Here is an 18,641-nt window from a genome sequence, read left to right as displayed (position 1 = left end):
AATTCAATAAATAAACACAAATAGTATCAATAAATAAAATTTTTATGTAATATTTATACAAGCAATATATAAGCATATTCTTAATTCATAAAAAACTGACAAAAAACCGAAGTTAATACAAAAACATGATCGTTTAATCTAAAGTATAAAGTTTAAGATAATAAAGTATTATCAATTTAAAAATATTAATTATAAATTCAAAAAGCAAAGTTTTTATTCTGACAGTAGCAGCCAATGGCTAAGGTCGCAGCTAGATAAACTCTCGTCAGCTCCAAAGTTCTAATGCTTGCAGTAAGTTTTCTGGCGAGCGAGCCTCTAGCTTGGAAGCCAAAGAAGTGACTACAGCAGACTTCTCTTTGTGCGGACTAGAAGCTTACCTGGATTGATGCTGTTAGCAGATAGCTAGGGTTTGGCTCGTGCTGAGTTAGGAGTTATTATTCTCCCCCAGTCCCCAGCCCCACTTTCATCTGTTCTGGTATATGCCACTCATGACTGCTACTTTATATTTACTTGATAAATAATTTATTAAATCGGCACGAAAAAATAATTTTTCTTAAAATAGATAAAGATTACCTAATTTTGGTTGTGACAATATCTACTCAAATATTACCACTGGTTAAAGAGCCAGAACGACTAGAAAACCGTCTAGCCGAAATTCCACCGGAACCGGGGGTTTATTTCATGCGGGACAGGAGCGATCGCATTATATATATAGGTAAATCACGTAAGTTGCGATCGCGTGTCCGTTCCTATTTCCGGGATGGCTACAATAAGACTGAACGTATCGCCATGATGGTCAAGTTGGTGACAGAAATTGAATTCATCGTCACTGATACTGAAGCCGAAGCTTTAGCGCTAGAAGCCAATTTGATCAAGCAGCACCAGCCATACTTCAACGTGCTGCTCAAAGATGATAAAAAATATCCCTATCTCTGCATTACTTGGTCAGAAGATTATCCGCGAATTTTTATTACCCGTAAGCGGCAATTCGGCAAAGAAAAGGATAAATTTTACGGGCCTTATACTGATGCTGGTTTATTGCGAGAAATTGTCCGCATCTGCAAGCGGATCTTTCCACAGCGACAACGACCCCAACCACTTTTTAAAGACCGCCCTTGCTTGAATTTTGATTTAGGGCGTTGTCCTGGTGTGTGTCAACAGATGATTTCACCAGAAGAATATCGCAAAATTGTCCAAAAAATAGCGATGGTCTTTCAAGGTAGAACTCAAGAACTGATTGATATTTTGACCCAACAGATGAACGCAGCCGCTGAGAACTTGAATTTTGAGTCAGCGGCGCGGATTCGAGATCAAATTTCTGGGCTAAAGTCGCTGACAGCTGACCAGAAAGTTTCCTTACCAGATGATACAGTTTCGCGGGATGCGATCGCACTGGCAGCCGATGAACAACACGCTTGCATTCAACTATTCCAGATTCGCGCTGGGCAATTGGTGGGGCGTTTAGCCTTTGTGGCGGATGCTCATGCAGAACCAGGAGCTATTTTACAACGAGCTTTAGAGGAACATTACCAAACTGCTGACTCGGTGGAAATACCTTTAGAAATCTTGGTACAGCATGATTTACCAGATGCGGAGATATTGGCGGATGTCTTAACTCAACGCAAAGGCAAAAAAGTCACAATATTGACTCCTTTGCGGCAAACTAAGGCAGAATTAATTGAGATGGTAGAGCGAAATGCTCAGTATGAATTGCAAAGAATGCAGAAATTTGGCGATCGCAATCACCAAGCAATGCAAGATTTAGCCACCATTCTTGATTTACCAGATGTACCCCACCGCATCGAAGGTTATGACATTTCCCATATTCAAGGGTCAAATGCTGTAGCTTCCCAAGTCGTCTTTATCGACGGATTACCTGCAAAACAGCACTATCGCCACTACAAAATTAAAAATCCCACGGTGACAGCGGGACATTCAGATGATTTTGCTAGTCTTGCTGAAGTCATCCAGAGGCGGTTTCGCAAGTATGCGGAAGATCAGCAATTAACACGTTTGGGTAATCCTGACTGGCCTGATTTAATCATGATCGATGGTGGTAAAGGTCAGTTATCATCGGTTGTCGCCGTTTTGCAAGAGATGAATTTATTAGAAGACTTGCGAGTTGTAAGTTTAGCAAAGCAGCGAGAAGAGATTTTTTTACCAGGAGAATCTAAACCCTTGACAACTGATGCAGAACAACCAGGGGTACAGTTATTGCGGCGGTTGCGGGATGAAGCCCATCGGTTTGCAGTAAGTTTCCATCGTCAGCAGCGCAGTGATAAATTGAAGCGATCGCGTTTAGATGAAATTCCTGGCTTAGGACATCATCGACAAAAGCAGCTACTAGGGCATTTTCGCTCAGTTGATTATATTCGGCAAGCGACAACCACACAACTCGCTGAAGTCGCAGGAATTGGGCCGCGTTTGGCTCAAGAAATTTACGATTATTTTCATCCTGTTTGAAGTCACAACTCCCATTTTCACCTTGAACTTGGGATTGGGGACTAGTAGTCTGTCAATAAATAATTGACGAATAAATTTTATGTAGAGACGGCGATTTATCGCGTCTCTCCAACCATCAAAATGGGTTTGACAGACCACTAGTACCGCAAGGCGTAATATTATGTTCGCTTGATTACTTATTAAACCCGAAGAACCCCACCCCGCCAAAGCTACGCTTCGTCTCCCCTCCCCGCAAGCGGGGAGGGGATTAAGGGGTGGGGTGCAATGACTGTGGAAATCATAACTAATTATGCGAACATGATATAATTCAAAATTCAAAATCAATACAGCGTAAGCGTTTCATTGATTTGGAATGGTGAGGCAGTCCGGTCTTCTCCCAAAGGGAGAGGCTAGCGCCTTTCCAACTCTTGGAGAGGCTGCGCCAACGGAACGCTACGCGAACGCGGAGCGTCTCGTAGAGAAGGGGGTTCCCCCATGAGGAACTGCCGTTAGCGCAGCGCTAGCGAGCCTGCGTTCGCTTTTAGCGTCTCGTAGAGAGCCGTCACCCGTTAGCGAGTCATCGAGCGTCAGGGGTGGTTTATTTACGCCGTGTTGTACTGGGGACTGAGTAATGGGAAGGTAGTGAGCCTTTATAGCAGTTCTCGTTTACGTGAGGTATACCCGTAAACGAGAATTGCTACAAGCGAAAACTTTAGTACGAACCGGATATATTCCCATAACTTCTCTCCAAGATGTCAAAAACAGACTAGTTATCAAAAGGATGCTAGATTTTGCTGTACTAAGATTCAGGTTTAATTACTAGCATTGCAGAGAACTTTTAGCGGCTCCCGAAGCTTCGATCACAGGAAGCCGCTTTTTATGAATTTTGCTAATTTTAATTAAATTATCTTACCAGAATTTAATCTTATAAATCTTGTCAGCAAATATTAACTAAATCTTAAGATAGAGATTTTGTTACTAAATATACAGTAATTTATATGATTTAATTTTTGAATACAAGAACGGCTTTTTTGTATTCGTCTGAAATGACTGTAAACAAGCCTCTCTCAAGCCATTAATCATAGGGATCAGTAAATCTCTAAACAGCATTTAATTAAAAAACAATTTATGTATCTAAAGTAGGAGGGTAAAATCACTTAAATTCTAGAATAATAGATAAAGATATCGGAAAGTTATCAAACCTGAAATTTTGTTTAAAATAATCAGCCAATATTACAGCAGTTTGTTAATTTGGGTCGAACCAGATTTTTTTCCTGGTTTAACTAGTAGCTTTACCAAATAAAAAATAATTACAACCAGGGGTTTTAAAATGCAGATAGTACAAAAGATTTACTGCCCAAATTGTGGTAGTCATGCGGAGCGTTATTATATTTATGATAGTCAATTAACTCGAACACAATGCCCAAGTTGTGACTATTTGATGATTAGTTGCACTCGCACTGGCAAAGTAATTGAAGCGTATGCCCCTGGCATTCATGCACACCGCTAGCTAATAAGAAAAAATTAAAAATTGGAGAAGATTTTCTCTAATTTTTAATAAAAAAGTTTTTTATCAAAAGAGAATTCAGGAGTTAGAATTCTGGGTGAATTGGAGTCTGACTAGCGCGCAGCAGTAGTGAGTCAACGTACCACTATTACTACGGGTAAGCAAGCTAGGCGCATTGTCTTGTCAAGAACTTCTGAAGAAGCGTGTTTAATAAATACGCTAAGTCGTCCTTTACACGTCTCTGAAAAAGAAGATTTAGCGGTTTGTTTACATTAGTGGCGAGTCAGTAGCTTGCTTTTTGCAGGGTATTCCCCACTTTCTTATTCAGAATTCTGGATTCTGAATTCTTCTTCAACAGAAATTCTGAACACTTCACAGGTTTTCTTTCTGCTGTCTGAGTTCTTGCTGTCGTATCTGTTCTTGTAATCTAAATTGTTGCTGTTGTCTAATTTGTTGATCTTGTCTGAGTTGTTGATCTTGTATTCTCAATTGTTGCTGTCGTGTAAATTGTTGCTGTTGTAGTCTTGTTTCTTGCTGTTGCAGTCTAAATTGTTGCTGGCGTATTAGTTCTTGCCGTTGTCGTGTAAAATCTTGCTGTTGTAGTTGTTGTTGTTGAAGATTTTGGCGTAGCCATGTTTCCCTCAATTGCTCTTGTGTTTGCTGAGTTCGTTCCTCTTGTTGTTGTCTCATTCTTTCTTGAAAGGACTCAGGTTGCGGAGAAATCGGTCGAATTATTTGTCCATAAGCAGGAGAATTTATCGGCAAAGCTTCTGCAAGAACAATCACTAGTGGCAATAGTTTAAGCGTCAATGATCGATTCAACATAAGTTATTTGTTATCGGTTGGGTTGAGCGATCGCTTAATCTTAATATAACAATTCCTACAGCTGTCTTGTCGCACTAATTGCGACTAATGTCAAGATATCTGTGAGATTAAAGTAATTAAATTTACTGAGTACAACAGATTTAATTCTTACTTGCTCTTAGTTGTCCGCAAGCAGCATCGGCTTCTAAACCACGGGAATAACGGACACTAACAGCAGTATTTTGCTGCTTGAGAACGTTCACAAAAGCTTGAATGCGATCGCGGTTGGGGCGTTTGTAGTCTACTTCTTGGATGGGGTTGTAAGGAATCAAATTCACATGACTTTGAAATCCTCGCAGGCATTTTGAAAGTTCCAATGCGTGTTCTGGTAAATCGTTAACACCAGCAAGGAGAACATATTCAAAAGTAACCCGGCGGCCAGTGATTTCCACATATTCCCGACATTCAGCCAGTAAATCTTCGAGAGGATAGGCGCGGGCGCTGGGAATGAGTTTTTCTCGTAGTGCTTGGTTGGGTGCGTGGAGACTCACAGCCAGAGTGATTTGCAAATTATTTTGTGCGAACTGACGGATGCGATCGCGAATCCCCACTGTAGAAACTGTAAGCGATCGCTGCCCAATACCGACATCTTGATTGAGGGATTTCAGGGCTGCTAAGACATTCTCAGTATTCAACAACGGTTCACCCAGTCCCATAAACACCACATTGCTAACCCGTTGCTGAAAATCTTCTTGTACAGTCAACACCTGATCGACAATTTCGTGCCGTGCTAGGTTGCGTTTGAAGCCTCCCTTACCAGTAGCGCAGAAATCACACGCCATTGGGCAACCCACCTGAGTAGAGACGCAAACTGTCAAACGGGCTTTTGGGCCTTCTCCCCTTTCTGCGAAGGTGGGGATGCCTACAGTTTCAATAATCTGTCCGTCTATTAATCGTAAAAGATATTTCACCGTACCATCGGGAGCCTCAGAGCGGTAATGTAAAATTGAGCGCCCTATGGGAACTTCTGCTACTTCTTTCCGCCATTGCTTGGAGAAGACAGAAATATCAGCTAGCGATCGCACTCCTTTGTCATAGATCCATTCATGCAGCTGCTTTCCTCTGTAAGTAGGTTGTCCCTGCTGCTGCACCCAAGCAGTTAACTCCGCCAAAGAAGCACCGAGAAGGGGAGAGATTAATTCTGATTTTTCTGGGTTGTGTGAGTCAACCTGAGATACAAGAGGCGTAGCAGACATAAAAAAATCACGAGTTGGTGTTGAATCTCTATCCTACACCTGCCAGATCAAGTTAGTCTTGACCAAAGAAGATGGGGAATTAGCCAAAAGTTGTGCCGTTCCAGCCCCACATTGCCCCCTTAGCGTCTGCAAACTCTATGTAAATGCGATTTTTCGGCACGCCTAGAGTTTGGTTAATCTGCTGGCAAAAGTCTTGACTCATTGCTGCGGTTTGATCTGGCTTCATCGTGCCAACGCTCTTAATTTCAATGTAGCAAACAGGGTCTGTATTCCCTGCAAAAGTCATAGGAATTCCCGGTTCAAAAGCAGTCATTACATAGGATTCTGGTTTTCCTAAATGTTTCGCTAACTTGGCTGATAGGTTTAAAAGCATTGACTCAATTTCAGCTTTTTGAGGAGCAGATGCAGAAGTTTGCACTTTAATTAAAGGCATAGTACCGAATTGGGATTTTGGATTTTATTACACTGTTAAGTTTATCTAAAAGCAGAATACAGTTTAATATTCTAAAAGTTTTTGCTAATAAAAATTTAAGGGTATTTTTTCCCTAGTTGCAGCTTTTTTTATACTACTGCCAATAACGTTAACTTTAAAGGTTATACCTGACTTTTTAGGCAACCATCCTATTTCCATAGCTTGTTTTATCCATAACGCTACGTCTTTTGGTGTTACTGCGGTTATTTCATACCTTGGCTCAATTCTCCAAGCCCGAACCTCTCCTGATGCATCTTGAAGTTGTATTGGCACAAGTTCGCTATTAATGAGGCTGTACCCCTGTGGATGAAGCCTATCAGTAAGAATCACTAATACTGAGCCAGCCTCAGTAGCGTGTTCTACAGCAACATGGAGATATCCATCAGGATCGTCTGCTTGTACGTTGGTAGCTTGTCTTCGGATTAGCCAGATGAATGGTTCTCTATCAACTATTATTTTTCTTGTACCTTTTTTCGGTATTGACATCTCTGTTGCTATATTTCTTGGACTACTCTGAGCGAAATAGATGACTATGTTCGGGATGATATAAACGCGATCGCCCTTTTGTTGTCGAGAGTGCTGGACTGATTATATAAAGCGTAGTGCGGATTAGGTTTTCTTGATGAGTGCAGTCTGCCATTTGATTCAGAGGGACAACCCTGATTTTTTCATCGGGCCATCCGATGCGAAAGCAAATCGCAATCAGGGTTTCGGCTGGATAGTGTTCGAGTAGTTTAGCTTGGGCATTTTCGACGTGACGCGCACTTAAATACAAGCAGAGGCTAGCCTGATGTGCTGCAAGAGAGGCTAATTCTTCAGTGGCGGGGACTTCTGTACGTCCACTGATGCGTGTCAAAATAATTGTTTGAACTAAACCAGGAACAGTTAGTTCTATTTTGAGTTTGGCAGCAGCGGCTTGAAAGGCGCTGATACCAGGTATGACTTCAAAAGGAATATCTGCCTCTGCGAGGAGGTGCATTTGCTCGTGGATGGCGCTGTAGAGACTAGGATCGCCAGAATGAAGACGGACTAGAGATTTGTGCTGCGATCGCACTCTATCAATCATAATCGCCAAAATTTCTTCTAAAGTCTGATTCGCAGTTCTAATTATCTCGGCATCTTTTCGGCAAAGTTCTAAAATTTGTTCGGGTACTAAAGAATCAGCAAATAAAATTACATCAGCAGCAGCCAGTAATTTTTGCGCCTTCACCGTTAATAAATCAGGATCTCCAGGGCCAGCTCCGACAATATACACAGATGGTTCTACAGCAGATAGTGTTTTTTTATAGCTTAGGCTTTCTGTATATTCACTCTTAGAAGAACACACGGCAATCCCTCAAAAAAATTTTTTGGCAAATTCTTCAGTATCTTTCCGGATTCACCCTCTTTCCTTAGTAGAGAGTAATGGTAGATGCACCCTGGTTAAGCCCTAGAGAATACTCTGGGGCATTTTTTATTTTTTGGGAATTGGGAATTGGGNCGTTATTGGCAGTAGTATAAAAAAAGCTGCAACTAGGGAAAAAATACCCTTAAATTTTTATTAGCAAAAACTTTTAGAATATTAAACTGTATTCTGCTTTTAGATAAACTTAACAGTGTAATAAAATTCCTAGACTACTGACTACTTGTGCCATCCGTAATGGTCCCAGCATCAAGCTATCAGTGCGAAAGCCTTCAATCCACAAGCGTCCTAAGCTGTAGGCTGGCCAGTAAATTAGAAATAGTGTGCCTACCTTCAGGCGTGGCTTACCAGATAAAGACCGAAAAAACAACGTTATTAGTAGCGTAAACACCATTAAATCCCACAGAGATTCGTAGAGGAAGGTGGGATGAAAATAATCGAAACTAACATAGTCTAAAGGACGATGGTCTTGTGGAATATAGAGTTTCCAGGGTAAATTAGTAGGATCGCCAAAAGCTTCAGAATTAAAGAAATTACCCCAACGTCCGATCGCCTGACCTAAAATCAGCGAAGGTGCTACTAAATCTGCCAATTGCCAGAAAGAAACCTGCTTGATTTTGGCAAAGATTAACGCAGCCACAACGCCACCAAGAATCGCTCCATGAATGGCAATACCTCCTTCCCAGATCGCAAATATTTTTCCTGGAGTTGGGGCATATTTTGACCACTCAAAAAAAACGTAATATAGGCGTGCGCCAGGAATCGCCCCAATCAACAACCAAAAGAACAAATCGCCTAGCAACTCAGGATTAACGTTACGGCGCTTTGCCAAATTCTGGGAAAGGATAACGCCAATTAACACTGCTGTGGCAATTAACAAGCCGTACCAACGAATACTTAGTGGCCCTATTTTCACCAGAATCGGTCCTGGAGAAGTAAACTGAAACGCCAAGGGCAAAGTGGGAAAATCCAGTGCCATGAAAAATTACCTAGAAAAGTTCGTTAACTACCCGCGCACTTTGCTAAGTACGGAGTTTCTTGTGTCTTGAATACTGTAACTACACTTAAATCTTCCACAACATTGTGGGGACGTAGGTAAAAATTCAGTATTCATATTTAGGAGTCTAGTTCCTAACGCCTAGTTGAGCATAACTTGTGCCACTAAAACAATTGAGTTTACCATCCTTACCGAGAGCGCAAGATGGTAGATTTGAGTAAGTTACACCAAATGGTTTCAATATAATCACCTAAACAACTTTGATATATTTAAAATTGTGATTGCTATTTATCCTGGTAGCTTCGACCCCATTACCTTGGGACACCTCGATCTCATCCAGCGCAGTAGTCGGCTGTTTGAGCAGGTGATTGTCGCTGTACTACGGAACCCTAACAAGATGCCACTTTTTAGTGTGGAGCAACGGCTAGATCAGATCCGTCTTTCTACAGAACATCTACCTAATGTAAAAGTAGACAGCTTTGATGGTCTTACCGTCAATTATGCTCAAATGCAACAAGCACAAGTTTTGATCCGGGGTTTACGGGCTGTGTCAGATTTTGAAGTGGAACTGCAAATGGCTCACACCAATAAAACTCTTTCTACCCAAATAGAAACAGTTTTTCTCGCAACCTCAAATGAGTATAGTTTTTTAAGTAGTAGTGTGGTAAAAGAGATTGCAAGGTTTGGTGGCTCTATCGATCATCTCGTTCCCCCACACATTGCCCTAGATATATACCAATGCTACAATCAGAAATCTCCAATGTTGAACCCAATCTCAACGGAAGCAATCCCCCCCCTCAAGAATATCTCGGTGGAGAGGGAAGCATAGATATTCAGCAGGAACTCAACCGCCTAGAGGAAATGGTTCTCTCTAGTCTCAGAATTCCGCTGACGGGACGCACACTCGTAGATGAAGAAAAGCTGCTAGATCAGCTTGATTACATCCGGCTGGCTTTACCATCACTTTTTCAAGAAGCGGCATCAGTTCTCGAACAAAAAGACGAAATATTGCTGGAAGCGGAAGAGTATGGACAGCAGGTTGTTGAGGCTGCACAAGCAAAAAGAGCGCAAATTTTAGCTGAAAGCGATATTATTCACCAGGCTGAACAGGAAGCTGAACGACTGCGGCGACAAGTGCAACAAGAGTGTGAGGGAATAATGCAAGAAACCCTCGCCGAGATTGACCGCAAGCGGTATGCTTGTCAGCAAGAGTTAGATCTGATGCGACAAAATGCGATCGCTCATGCTCAAGAAATTGAAGATGGTGCTGATGCTTATGCCGATGGCATTTTGGGAAATATCGAGCAGGATCTCAAAGAGATGTTGCGAATTATCACCAACGGACGGCAACAATTGCAAATTGATAACCTCACCCAGCGTAATTCACCTCCTGGTAAAAAAAGATAGAGGTTATAACCAGAGATGAGGAAAAATTATCGGTTGGGTTTCGCTATTGCTTAACCCAACAATTTTCATGAAGGAATAATTTTAGGGAATCTACCTACTAATAGATTTAAAATTTTAGCTTGTAATTAAGCAGGATTTTTAATAAATGCTTACTTTTGCTCAAGTTAACTTTGGATTAAATATAGCTGGTTTAATTGGAATTATTTATTTGCTTTGGGCAATTATTTACTTAATTTTAACAGTAGCTTGGCTATCCCAACGTGGAACTAGGCTTAGAGGTTGGGCTTTAGCCCTTTATATTTTTCAACTTATATTTATGCCAATTATAATGTTGTTAAGTGGAGTAATCTTGTATTATCAAGGTTGGCGTTTAGATCCAGTTCTTCAATTTGAGCAATTTTTATTGTTGCTATTAATTCTTTATCTAAGTATCAAAGATATTGTAATTAATGCAGTTTACAGAGATAGATGACTTTAGTATTGAGAAAATTTAATTAATAATATTAGTGTTGAAAAATCAGAAAAATGGGTACTGGGTACTGGGTAATGGGAAAAGTACCTAATCTACAATATGCTCCAGTGCGATCGCTATTGGTTAATTCGCTTTTGCAATTTGGCTTCAATTTCTTCATCTGTAGTACAAATCATTTTTGGACGGTACTCTAATCTATCCATGAGAATGTGGAAAGCTTCTACATCTTTGGGATGCTAGCAAACTCAGTCCCATAACTCTTCATCAGTCATCGCTTGGTAGTTAGAAGCTGCCATAAAAATATTACGGTGTAAAGGTTTGTAAATGATTAGCGTAGTTTCTGGAACTAAAACTGAATCTTAAATAGGTACGTAGTTTTACTACGCGCAATATTATTGCTTAAAGGAGCATTATAATGAGCACTTTCGGTTCGTTGTTTGTAGCTCAGGACAATAATTTTACTGTCGTTGATGGCGGATGGACTAGCTTTGACCTATATCCGCGTCAGATTGGTGATATCAACGGCGATGGTCGTGATGATATTGTCGGCTTTGGAAATAGTGATGTCTACGCCGCTCTAGGTCAAAGCAATGGCACTTTCGGTCCGATATTTGTCGCTCAAAGCGATAATTTTACTGTCGTTGATGGCGGATGGACTAGTTTTGACCTATATCCACGTCAGCTTGGTGATGTCAACGGCGATGGTCGCGATGATATTGTCGGTTTTGGAAATAGTGATGTCTACGTCGCTCTAGGTCAAAGTGATGGCACTTTCGGTTCGATATTTGTCGCTCAGGACAATAATTTTTCTGTAGTTGATGGCGGATGGACTAGCTTTGACCTATATCCACGTCAGCTTGGTGATGTCAACGGCGATGGTCGTGATGATATCGTCGGTTTTGGAAATAGTGATGTCTACGTCGCTCTAGGTCAAAGTGATGGCACTTTCGGTTCGATATTTGTCGCTCAAAGCGATAATTTTACTGTAGTTGATGGCGGATGGACTAGCTTTAACCAATATCCGCGTCAGCTTGCTGATATCAACGGCGATGGTCTCAATGATATTGTCGGTTTTGGAAATAATGATGTCTACGCCGCTCTAGGTCAAACCAATGGTACTTTCGGTCCGATATTTGTCGCTCAAAGCGATAATTTTTCTGTGGTTGATGGCGGATGGACTAGCTTTAACCAATATCCGCGTCAACTTGGCGATATCAACGGCGATGGTCGCAATGATATTGTTGGTTTTGGAAATGCTGATGTCTACGTCGCTCTAGCTTAATAGTTTGTTTGTCATTAGCTAGCTCCAATGTCACCTCCCTGTTAGAGGATGTTTGTAAAGTCTAATTTATTACTAGCCTTGGCGATTATAAGTCGTGCGCCAGTTGTTCATGGGGAAACCCCCCTTATCTACGGGACGCTACGCGAATGTTTGTGTAGTAGCGATTTCTATCCGCGCAATACTTTTCAAACATCTTCTTAGGGGAAATTTCTCGGTTCTATCGCTCCCCTGATCCTAAAGTGACTTACGCTATTATTAAATACCAAGCTGGAAAACTGCAAAACCCATTCTGCATAAGGATAATAGGTTTAAAAAAGCATGGATTTAATATTAGGAACCATAAAGGGAGCGATAGAGCCTATTTTTATCTGTTGGCTTTTGATTTCCTCTCAGCACATGATTACAAAGTATATGTAAAATCTTCTACCAGCATACCGGGAACTAAACTACCTCCTAGTTGGCGACTTTCATAAGTTCCTACTTCGGGAATAAACTCCTGAAAATTTGTCAAATCTACTAAGTTTTCTCCCCAAAAGCGATAGAGACTTTCGTCAAAACGTAAGTTTTCAATGGGTGCGATAATTTCTCCATTTTCTACCCAAAAACAAGCATAACGAGTCATACCTGTAATTCTACCAGTGTGGCGATCGCTCCAATTCAAGTAATGCAAATTCGATACATATAATCCTGTATCTAAACTTGAAAGAATCTGTTCAAATACTAAATTACCAGTACTCACTTCTGGCGCTCGTAAAGTCTCTGAACCATTCGCACCGTTGGCAATTTTTTGATATTCCTTAGCAGTGCGGGAATTCACCAAAGTATTTACTAAATATCCTTTTTCTATTACAGGTATCTCCGGTGCTGCCATTTCTCCCAATTCATTAAATCGTGGCACTAATCCCCGCTGAAAATTTTCTTTCAAACTAAATTTTAGAGAAAGTTGTTTTTCTTGACGCGATAAAACAGCTAAAGCACTGTTTCCTTGTTGGATATCAGCTTCGCTTACCGCTCCCCAAGAAAGCATTAATAATAAATCTGCAACAGCAGCAGGTGCAAAATAAGTTTTGTACTGTCCCCGTGGCAGTTCTTTCGTTGGGTGAGCAAGTAATTCTAGTTGTTTTTTGGCTTCGCTAATTTTGGCTATATATTTAGATTCATTCCAATCACTCCCGGCAAACGTGCCCTTAACTGCTTGCCCAGATGGGGAAAATAGAGAATAATCTAAGGTAAAAGAGTCAGTAGAAAACCAGTGTTTTTGACCGTTGGAATCACCATAAGCTTTAACTACCAATCCCCCTGCGTATATCCCTGTAAAATCCAATTCAGCAACTAGTTCTAGTACAGTCGGGACTACTGCCTCAGCCGCCAATAAATTTCCAGAATGTATTTCTCGACTGATATTATTTCCTGATGGCAAAACTAGATATGGATCGATGGGTAGTAGAATAAGTTCGTCACGTAGTTCTTGCAAAGCAGTATATGCTAATTGCCAGTCTATCTCCCAATTTCCAGTAAAGGGAAACTGCCGAACACTGTTGCGCTGCTCTTTCATCAAAGTTAGTTCTATCCAACCATCAGCAACACAACCAGTTTGTCGCACTTTCGCATGATTAAAACGAGTAAATTGACTTATTTCACTGCTGAGTCTCACAGTGAATTGTTCATTTTCTAATTTTTTGAGCAACAGATTTTCAATCAGTCGATTAAAGCTGACTTCTAATGTAGATAATTCCTCAATTTTCATGGATACTAAATATTAATAGGGAATAAGGTGAGGAGAAAGTTATGAGTTAGGAGTTAAAAGAATTTTCGTAAGTAGCTTGGCGTAAATAAATTAAAGTTTGTAGTAAAAACTTTAGTGATGATAATCCTTTTTTTGAGCGATTGAATCGTTCACTACGAGCTAGGATTTTATTTTATGTTTAATTATGCCTATTTACTTAATTCAAAACTCATAACTACCAACTCCTAACTATTGTATTTTTCAAGTTCCTCCACCAAAAACTTCGACATTAGCAAAAACACAAACAGGTGAACCGTGTCCTACCCAAATGGCCTGATTTGGTTCTCCTTTGCCACAATAAGGAGTACCATACATTTGCCAGTTTGTGGCATCTCCGACTTTAATTAAACTATGCCAAAACTCTGGTGTTGTGGCGCGGTAATTGGGATTACGGAGGGTTTTGGTAAGTTTACCGTTTTCAATTAATTTAGCGTACTCACAACCAAATTGGAATTTGTAGCGGCGATCGTCAATTGACCAAGAACGGTTAGATTCCATGTAAACGCCGTGTTGTATGCCGCCAATAATGTCTTCAAAAGTGCCGTTTAAAGGCTCTAAATTCAAGTTACCCATGCGATCGATCGCTGGTCGATTCCATGAGGAAGCACGGGCACAGGCAACTCCTGCTACACCTGCTCTGGCTTGACTCTCTAGACTGCCTAAACCCCGTTGGAGTACACCTTCTTTAACTAAATACTCCCGTGTTGCTACAGCACCCGTATCATCAAAGCCGTAACTAGCAAATTCACCAGGCACGGTGGGATCAAAGGTAATGTTCATCAACGGCGAACCATAAGCTAGGTTGCCAAAATCACTTTTATTAACAAAGCTGCCCCCAGCATAGTTACGCTCATCTCCCAAAATTCGGTCAATTTCTAAGGGATGCCCGACACTTTCATGGATTTGCAGCATCATTTGATCTGGGGCTAAAACTAAATTGGTGCGGGTGTTTGGGCATTCTTCTGCTGTCAAGAGTTCTACTGCTTGTTCGCCAATTTGCCGCACCCGGTACCATAAGTCTTCTTGTTTTAAAAGCTCTAGTCCGCCTTGGTAACAGTTTGCTTGCGAGCCGTTGTTGCTACGCTGCTGTACAACTGCTCCATCTTGGGCAGTGGCTCCGTAATTAGTGCCTATAGATAGTATTTTTTGATAGACTTCTGAACCATTAGTGCTAATAAACCAAGATTCTCTCTCGGTTGTGCTGGCACTAGCTATGGTTTGCACAATTTTGTCGTCAACTTTCAGCGTTTGGCAAATCCGAATTAGTAAATCGTTTATTTCTCCTGGACTCAGAGCATCCAATGGCTCCAGAAATGGAGATTTATATTCACCAACGACTTTAGGGCGCTCACTTTCACGGAAGGGATGTATCCACCATTCACTGGCTGCTAGTGCCTGTTTATAGGCTGTTTGAGCGGCGGTTTGCAGGGAAGACAGTTCTAGAGAGTTAGTAGCTGCATAACCCAGACAGCCATTAACCAAAACTTCCAGCATGGCTCCAACTGTGAAGGATTTGCCGTTTAGTTGGGGTAAGGCATCACGGACAAAACGGGTAGTAGAAGTCTCCTTTACGGCTCTAATACCAATCCAATCAGCAGGAATATCGAAACTAGCGATCGCTTTTTTGAGTTCAGACCACATAATTTTGGGGAATAAAGAATGGGGAATGGGGAACTTGTACTGAGCTTGTCCTGAGCGAAGTCGTTGGCGCAGCCTCTCGTAGAGAAGTATGGGGAATGGTACAAAGGAGAGGAATTTCCCTCCTACTCCCCCACTGTCCTCTAATTCCGGTGCCAGCGTGTGCCATCACGACTATCAATTAGCGTAATACCTTGTGCTTGAAGTTCGTCACGAATGCGATCGCTTTCGGCAAAATTCTTGCCTTTACGTGCTTCTTGCCTTTGCTGAATTTTCGCCTCAATTTCCGCATCGCTTAAACCATTACTTGTTTGAGTTTCGGCTTCTATCTCGGCTTCTAAACCCAAGACTCCAGCTAATGTGACGAGAGTTTGCCATTGACGCTGTAACTCATCAGGGGAAGTTTCGGTTTTGCCTTCATGCACAATAATATTTCCCTCGCGGCGCAGTTCTTTGGCTAATTCAAACAGCACTGTTAACCCACCAGGAAAATTAAAGTCGTTATTTACGGTTTCTTGAAAGCGTTCAACAGTTTCAGCGATTAGTGAAGCAGTTCCCACTCCCCAGCCTAGTTTTTTGCCGTATTGGTAGCCGAAGAGTAAACCTTCTTTAATGGTGTGCCAGCCGTTAGTTGCTGCGGCGATCGCTTCGTCGGTAAAATCTATCGGTGTGCGATATTGGGCCGTCAGCACGAACAACCGTACTGCCATCGGGTCAACTCCTCGATCTAGCAATTCTCGAATAGTGGTAAAGTTGCCCAAAGATTTGGACATTTTTTCACCATCTACCTTTACCATGCCGTTATGCAACCAGTAACGTGCTAAGGGTTTTCCTGTCACAGCCTCAGATTGGGCAATTTCATTTTCGTGATGGGGAAAAATTAAGTCAGCACCCCCAGCATGAATATCGATCGTATCACCCAAGCGATCGCGCACCATTGCCGAGCATTCTATATGCCATCCCGGACGACCTGCGCCCCAAGGTGATTCCCAAGCGGGTTCTCCCGGTTTTGCTGCCTTCCACAAAGCAAAATCGAAGGGGTCTTTCTTTTTCTGATATTCTGGATCTTCGATGTTGACGCGCTCGCTTTTCCCGGCTTGCATATCTTCTAACTTGCGTCCCGAAAGCTTGCCATACTCAGCAAACTGCCGTACTGCATAATACACATCACCGTCAGAGGGGTAAGCAAAACCTTTATTTTCCAACTCATAAATTAACCGCTGAATGCCATTCATCGTATGGGTAGCGCGGGGATACTCATCAGCTTCTTTGATTCCCAATCGCGCCATATCCTCAAAATATGCTTTGATAAAGCGATCGGCTACAGCTTCCATTGATGAATGTTCAACACAGGCTCGATTCAGAATCTTGTCATCAATATCGGTAAAATTTTGGATATATCGCACTTGATAACCGATAAACTGGAGGTATCGGCGTACTACATCCCAAACGATGCAAGCTCTAGCATGACCCAAATGGCAGTAGTCGTATACCGTCACGCCGCAGTAATACATCTTAACCTTTCCTGCTTCGACTGTTTCAAACGGTTCTTGACGACGGGTGAGGGTATTGTAAAGGGTTAGGGTCATAACAGAGTAATGCTGAAATAGAGAGATACGTAATAATAGGGTAAAGCAGCTGGGATGACAGTCCAGCATCCCTATGCTAGTACGTCACGGCGGAAATCAACATACTATTGGACAAAATCTCTAAAGCCTATAAATCAAGGGTTTTTGACTTTTGACTTTTGACTTTGACTTCCGCTTTGCGGCGCTAGTGTTTTCTGGACTATCTGCGCTACATTACTATTTTTTGACTATTTGATAACAGCGCTATGCAATCAGCAGTTACACCCGAATCTTCGGCAATGGATACGCCCAAACAAGGAATGCCAGTAACAATTATTACGGGTTTCCTCGGTAGTGGCAAGACGACTTTACTCAATCATATCCTCAACAACCAACAGGGTTTAAAAACCGCTGTTCTCGTGAATGAATTTGGCGAAATTGGCATCGATAACGAGCTAATTGTTTCCACTGGTGAGAACATGGTGGAGTTAAATAATGGTTGTATCTGCTGCACTATTAATAATGATTTGGTAGATGCAGTTTACAAAGTTTTAGAACGCCAAGAAAATCTAGATTATCTAGTAGTGGAAACAACTGGATTAGCAGATCCACTACCAGTAGCTTTAACATTTCTGGGCACAGAATTGCGGGATTTAACCCGCTTGGATTCGATTATTACCGTGGTAGACGCGGCCAATTACAGCCTAGATTTATTTAACTCTGAGGCAGCATATAGCCAAATTGCTTATGGCGATGTAATTGTGCTGAACAAGGCAGATTTGGTTGATGAAGCCACTTTGAACGAGTTAGAAAGAAAAATTAACGAAGTCAAGGAAGGAGCAAGAATTATCCGTGCTACGCGATCGCAAGTACCACTTCCTTTAATTCTGAGTGTTGGTCTGTTTGAGTCAGATAAATATTTTGACACAGTGGTGGATGAACACGACCATCATGATCATGAACATCACGATCATCATGACGAGCATGACCACTCAACATGTGGTCACGATCATCACGACCATGACCACGATCACCACGATCATCACCATCATTCTGACCATTTAGAAAATGATGGTTTTACTTCCATCTCTTTCCAAAGTGACAAGCCTTTTTCTATTAGGAAGTTTCAGTATTTCTTAGATAACCAGCTACCCTCAAATATCTTCCGAGCGAAGGGGATTATGTGGTTTGATGAAAGTCCGAAGCGTCATATTTTCCACCTTTGTGGTAAACGCTTTACCTTGGATGATGATGAATGGAAAGGTCAATTGAAAAACCAACTAGTGCTGATTGGTCAAAATTTGGATCGTGAGGCTTTAATTAGTCAACTTGAAAAATGCATTTGTCTACCTTCAACCTCTCGCGGTAAAGGCTTTGGCAAATAAAAGTTAGGAGAGACGCGATTAATCGCGTCTGTACAAGAGTTAAAAGTTTAATACTCGTTCCCAGGTTCCACCTGGGAATGCATTCCTAATGGCTCCGCCATCAATTTTTAGCAATGAAAATGAGAGAATAGCGTAGGCGTAGCCCGTCGTAGAAATTTTATCAGGTGGTAGACACTCGTTGTTTTTAGTTTTTATATATTGCTCTAAAATCAAAACGTTGATA

The 18,641-nt window shown here is 41.5% G+C and carries 16 protein-coding genes and 1 pseudogene; 7 read left to right on the top strand and 10 right to left on the bottom strand.

Annotated features, from left to right (window positions below):
* Positions 1-585: 585 nt before the first annotated feature.
* A complete protein-coding gene (gene uvrC, locus CDG76_RS13730) occupies positions 586-2,463 on the top strand; it encodes an excinuclease ABC subunit UvrC (protein WP_094349995.1) in 1,878 nt (625 codons plus the stop codon).
* Positions 2,464-3,772: 1,309 nt separating this feature from the next.
* Positions 3,773-3,952, top strand: coding sequence for a replication restart DNA helicase PriA (locus CDG76_RS38290; protein ID WP_094349560.1), 180 nt, complete (start codon positions 3,773-3,775; stop codon positions 3,950-3,952).
* 369 nt (positions 3,953-4,321) lie between these two features.
* On the opposite strand, the gene CDG76_RS13720 is transcribed toward CDG76_RS38290, so the two are convergent.
* From CDG76_RS13720 to lgt, 6 genes are all read right to left on the bottom strand, one after another.
* Complete coding sequence (locus tag CDG76_RS13720) at positions 4,322-4,774, bottom strand: hypothetical protein (RefSeq protein ID WP_094349559.1); 453 nt, start codon at positions 4,772-4,774, stop codon at positions 4,322-4,324.
* Positions 4,775-4,914: 140 nt separating this feature from the next.
* A complete protein-coding gene (rlmN, locus tag CDG76_RS13715; RefSeq protein ID WP_094349558.1) occupies positions 4,915-6,009 on the bottom strand; it encodes a 23S rRNA (adenine(2503)-C(2))-methyltransferase RlmN in 1,095 nt (364 codons plus the stop codon).
* A 79-nt stretch (positions 6,010-6,088) separates the two neighbouring features.
* Entirely contained in the window at positions 6,089-6,442 is a 354-nt protein-coding gene (locus CDG76_RS13710) for a phenylpyruvate tautomerase MIF-related protein (protein WP_094349557.1), read from the bottom strand.
* Between the two features lie 84 nt (positions 6,443-6,526).
* Positions 6,527-6,967 (bottom strand): hypothetical protein, encoded by a 441-nt coding sequence (locus CDG76_RS13705; RefSeq protein ID WP_094349556.1) that lies wholly within the window; start codon positions 6,965-6,967, stop codon positions 6,527-6,529.
* Between the two features lie 22 nt (positions 6,968-6,989).
* A complete protein-coding gene (gene cobM, locus CDG76_RS13700) occupies positions 6,990-7,808 on the bottom strand; it encodes a precorrin-4 C(11)-methyltransferase (RefSeq protein ID WP_094349555.1) in 819 nt (272 codons plus the stop codon).
* A 262-nt stretch (positions 7,809-8,070) separates the two neighbouring features.
* Entirely contained in the window at positions 8,071-8,862 is a 792-nt protein-coding gene (gene lgt / locus CDG76_RS13695; RefSeq protein ID WP_094349554.1) for a prolipoprotein diacylglyceryl transferase, read from the bottom strand.
* A 295-nt stretch (positions 8,863-9,157) separates the two neighbouring features.
* On the opposite strand from lgt, the gene coaD reads away from it, so the two are divergent.
* From coaD to CDG76_RS13680, 3 genes are all read left to right on the top strand, one after another.
* Positions 9,158-9,709, top strand: coding sequence for a pantetheine-phosphate adenylyltransferase (gene coaD, locus CDG76_RS13690; RefSeq protein ID WP_094349553.1), 552 nt, complete (start codon positions 9,158-9,160; stop codon positions 9,707-9,709).
* The gene (locus CDG76_RS13685; protein ID WP_094349552.1) at positions 9,619-10,287 is read left to right on the top strand and encodes a DivIVA domain-containing protein; all 669 of its coding nucleotides are present in this window, start codon (positions 9,619-9,621) and stop codon (positions 10,285-10,287) included. Before coaD ends, CDG76_RS13685 begins: the two co-directional genes overlap by 91 nt.
* A 145-nt stretch (positions 10,288-10,432) precedes the next feature.
* A complete protein-coding gene (locus CDG76_RS13680; RefSeq protein ID WP_094349551.1) occupies positions 10,433-10,759 on the top strand; it encodes a Ycf66 family protein in 327 nt (108 codons plus the stop codon).
* Between the two features lie 116 nt (positions 10,760-10,875).
* Here CDG76_RS13680 and CDG76_RS39610 read toward each other — a convergent pair.
* Positions 10,876-10,983, bottom strand: a pseudogene (locus tag CDG76_RS39610) (DUF6887 family protein); the annotation flags it as partial.
* Between the two features lie 191 nt (positions 10,984-11,174).
* Between CDG76_RS39610 and CDG76_RS13670 the strand changes: the two are divergent.
* Complete coding sequence (locus tag CDG76_RS13670; protein ID WP_094349550.1) at positions 11,175-12,041, top strand: FG-GAP repeat domain-containing protein; 867 nt, start codon at positions 11,175-11,177, stop codon at positions 12,039-12,041.
* A 400-nt stretch (positions 12,042-12,441) separates the two neighbouring features.
* On the opposite strand, the gene CDG76_RS13665 is transcribed toward CDG76_RS13670, so the two are convergent.
* From CDG76_RS13665 to cysS, 3 genes are all read right to left on the bottom strand, one after another.
* Positions 12,442-13,788: a TldD/PmbA family protein gene (locus CDG76_RS13665; protein WP_094349549.1), complete on the bottom strand. Its 1,347-nt coding sequence runs from the start codon at positions 13,786-13,788 to the stop codon at positions 12,442-12,444.
* Positions 13,789-14,028: 240 nt separating this feature from the next.
* Complete coding sequence (locus CDG76_RS13660) at positions 14,029-15,468, bottom strand: TldD/PmbA family protein (RefSeq protein WP_094349548.1); 1,440 nt, start codon at positions 15,466-15,468, stop codon at positions 14,029-14,031.
* Between the two features lie 140 nt (positions 15,469-15,608).
* Positions 15,609-17,054 (bottom strand): cysteine--tRNA ligase, encoded by a 1,446-nt coding sequence (gene cysS, locus CDG76_RS13655; protein WP_094349547.1) that lies wholly within the window; start codon positions 17,052-17,054, stop codon positions 15,609-15,611.
* Between the two features lie 245 nt (positions 17,055-17,299).
* Here cysS and CDG76_RS13650 point away from each other — a divergent pair, with 245 nt between their 5' ends.
* A complete protein-coding gene (locus CDG76_RS13650; protein ID WP_094349546.1) occupies positions 17,300-18,418 on the top strand; it encodes a CobW family GTP-binding protein in 1,119 nt (372 codons plus the stop codon).
* Positions 18,419-18,641: the final 223 nt, after the last annotated feature.

The organism is Nostoc sp. 'Peltigera membranacea cyanobiont' 210A (assembly GCF_002246015.1).
GTDB lineage: Bacteria > Cyanobacteriota > Cyanobacteriia > Cyanobacteriales > Nostocaceae > Nostoc.
Note: the sequence above shows the minus strand (reverse complement) of the source record. Positions and strands in the feature narration are given on the sequence as shown.

Bases quoted from the DNA above. Each gene is read 5' to 3' on its own strand.
- CDG76_RS38290 (WP_094349560.1), top strand. From the start codon at position 3,773: ATGCAGATAGTACAAAAGATTTACTGCCCAAATTGTGGTAGTCATGCG.
- CDG76_RS13720 (WP_094349559.1), bottom strand. From the start codon at position 4,774: ATGTTGAATCGATCATTGACGCTTAAACTATTGCCACTAGTGATTGTT.
- rlmN (WP_094349558.1), bottom strand. From the start codon at position 6,009: ATGTCTGCTACGCCTCTTGTATCTCAGGTTGACTCACACAACCCAGAA.
- CDG76_RS13710 (WP_094349557.1), bottom strand. From the start codon at position 6,442: ATGCCTTTAATTAAAGTGCAAACTTCTGCATCTGCTCCTCAAAAAGCT.
- CDG76_RS13705 (WP_094349556.1), bottom strand. From the start codon at position 6,967: ATGTCAATACCGAAAAAAGGTACAAGAAAAATAATAGTTGATAGAGAA.
- lgt (WP_094349554.1), bottom strand. From the start codon at position 8,862: ATGGCACTGGATTTTCCCACTTTGCCCTTGGCGTTTCAGTTTACTTCT.
- CDG76_RS13685 (WP_094349552.1), top strand. From the start codon at position 9,619: ATGCTACAATCAGAAATCTCCAATGTTGAACCCAATCTCAACGGAAGC.
- CDG76_RS13680 (WP_094349551.1), top strand. From the start codon at position 10,433: ATGCTTACTTTTGCTCAAGTTAACTTTGGATTAAATATAGCTGGTTTA.
- CDG76_RS13670 (WP_094349550.1), top strand. From the start codon at position 11,175: ATGAGCACTTTCGGTTCGTTGTTTGTAGCTCAGGACAATAATTTTACT.
- CDG76_RS13665 (WP_094349549.1), bottom strand. From the start codon at position 13,788: ATGAAAATTGAGGAATTATCTACATTAGAAGTCAGCTTTAATCGACTG.
- CDG76_RS13660 (WP_094349548.1), bottom strand. From the start codon at position 15,468: ATGTGGTCTGAACTCAAAAAAGCGATCGCTAGTTTCGATATTCCTGCT.
- cysS (WP_094349547.1), bottom strand. From the start codon at position 17,054: ATGACCCTAACCCTTTACAATACCCTCACCCGTCGTCAAGAACCGTTT.
- CDG76_RS13650 (WP_094349546.1), top strand. From the start codon at position 17,300: ATGCAATCAGCAGTTACACCCGAATCTTCGGCAATGGATACGCCCAAA.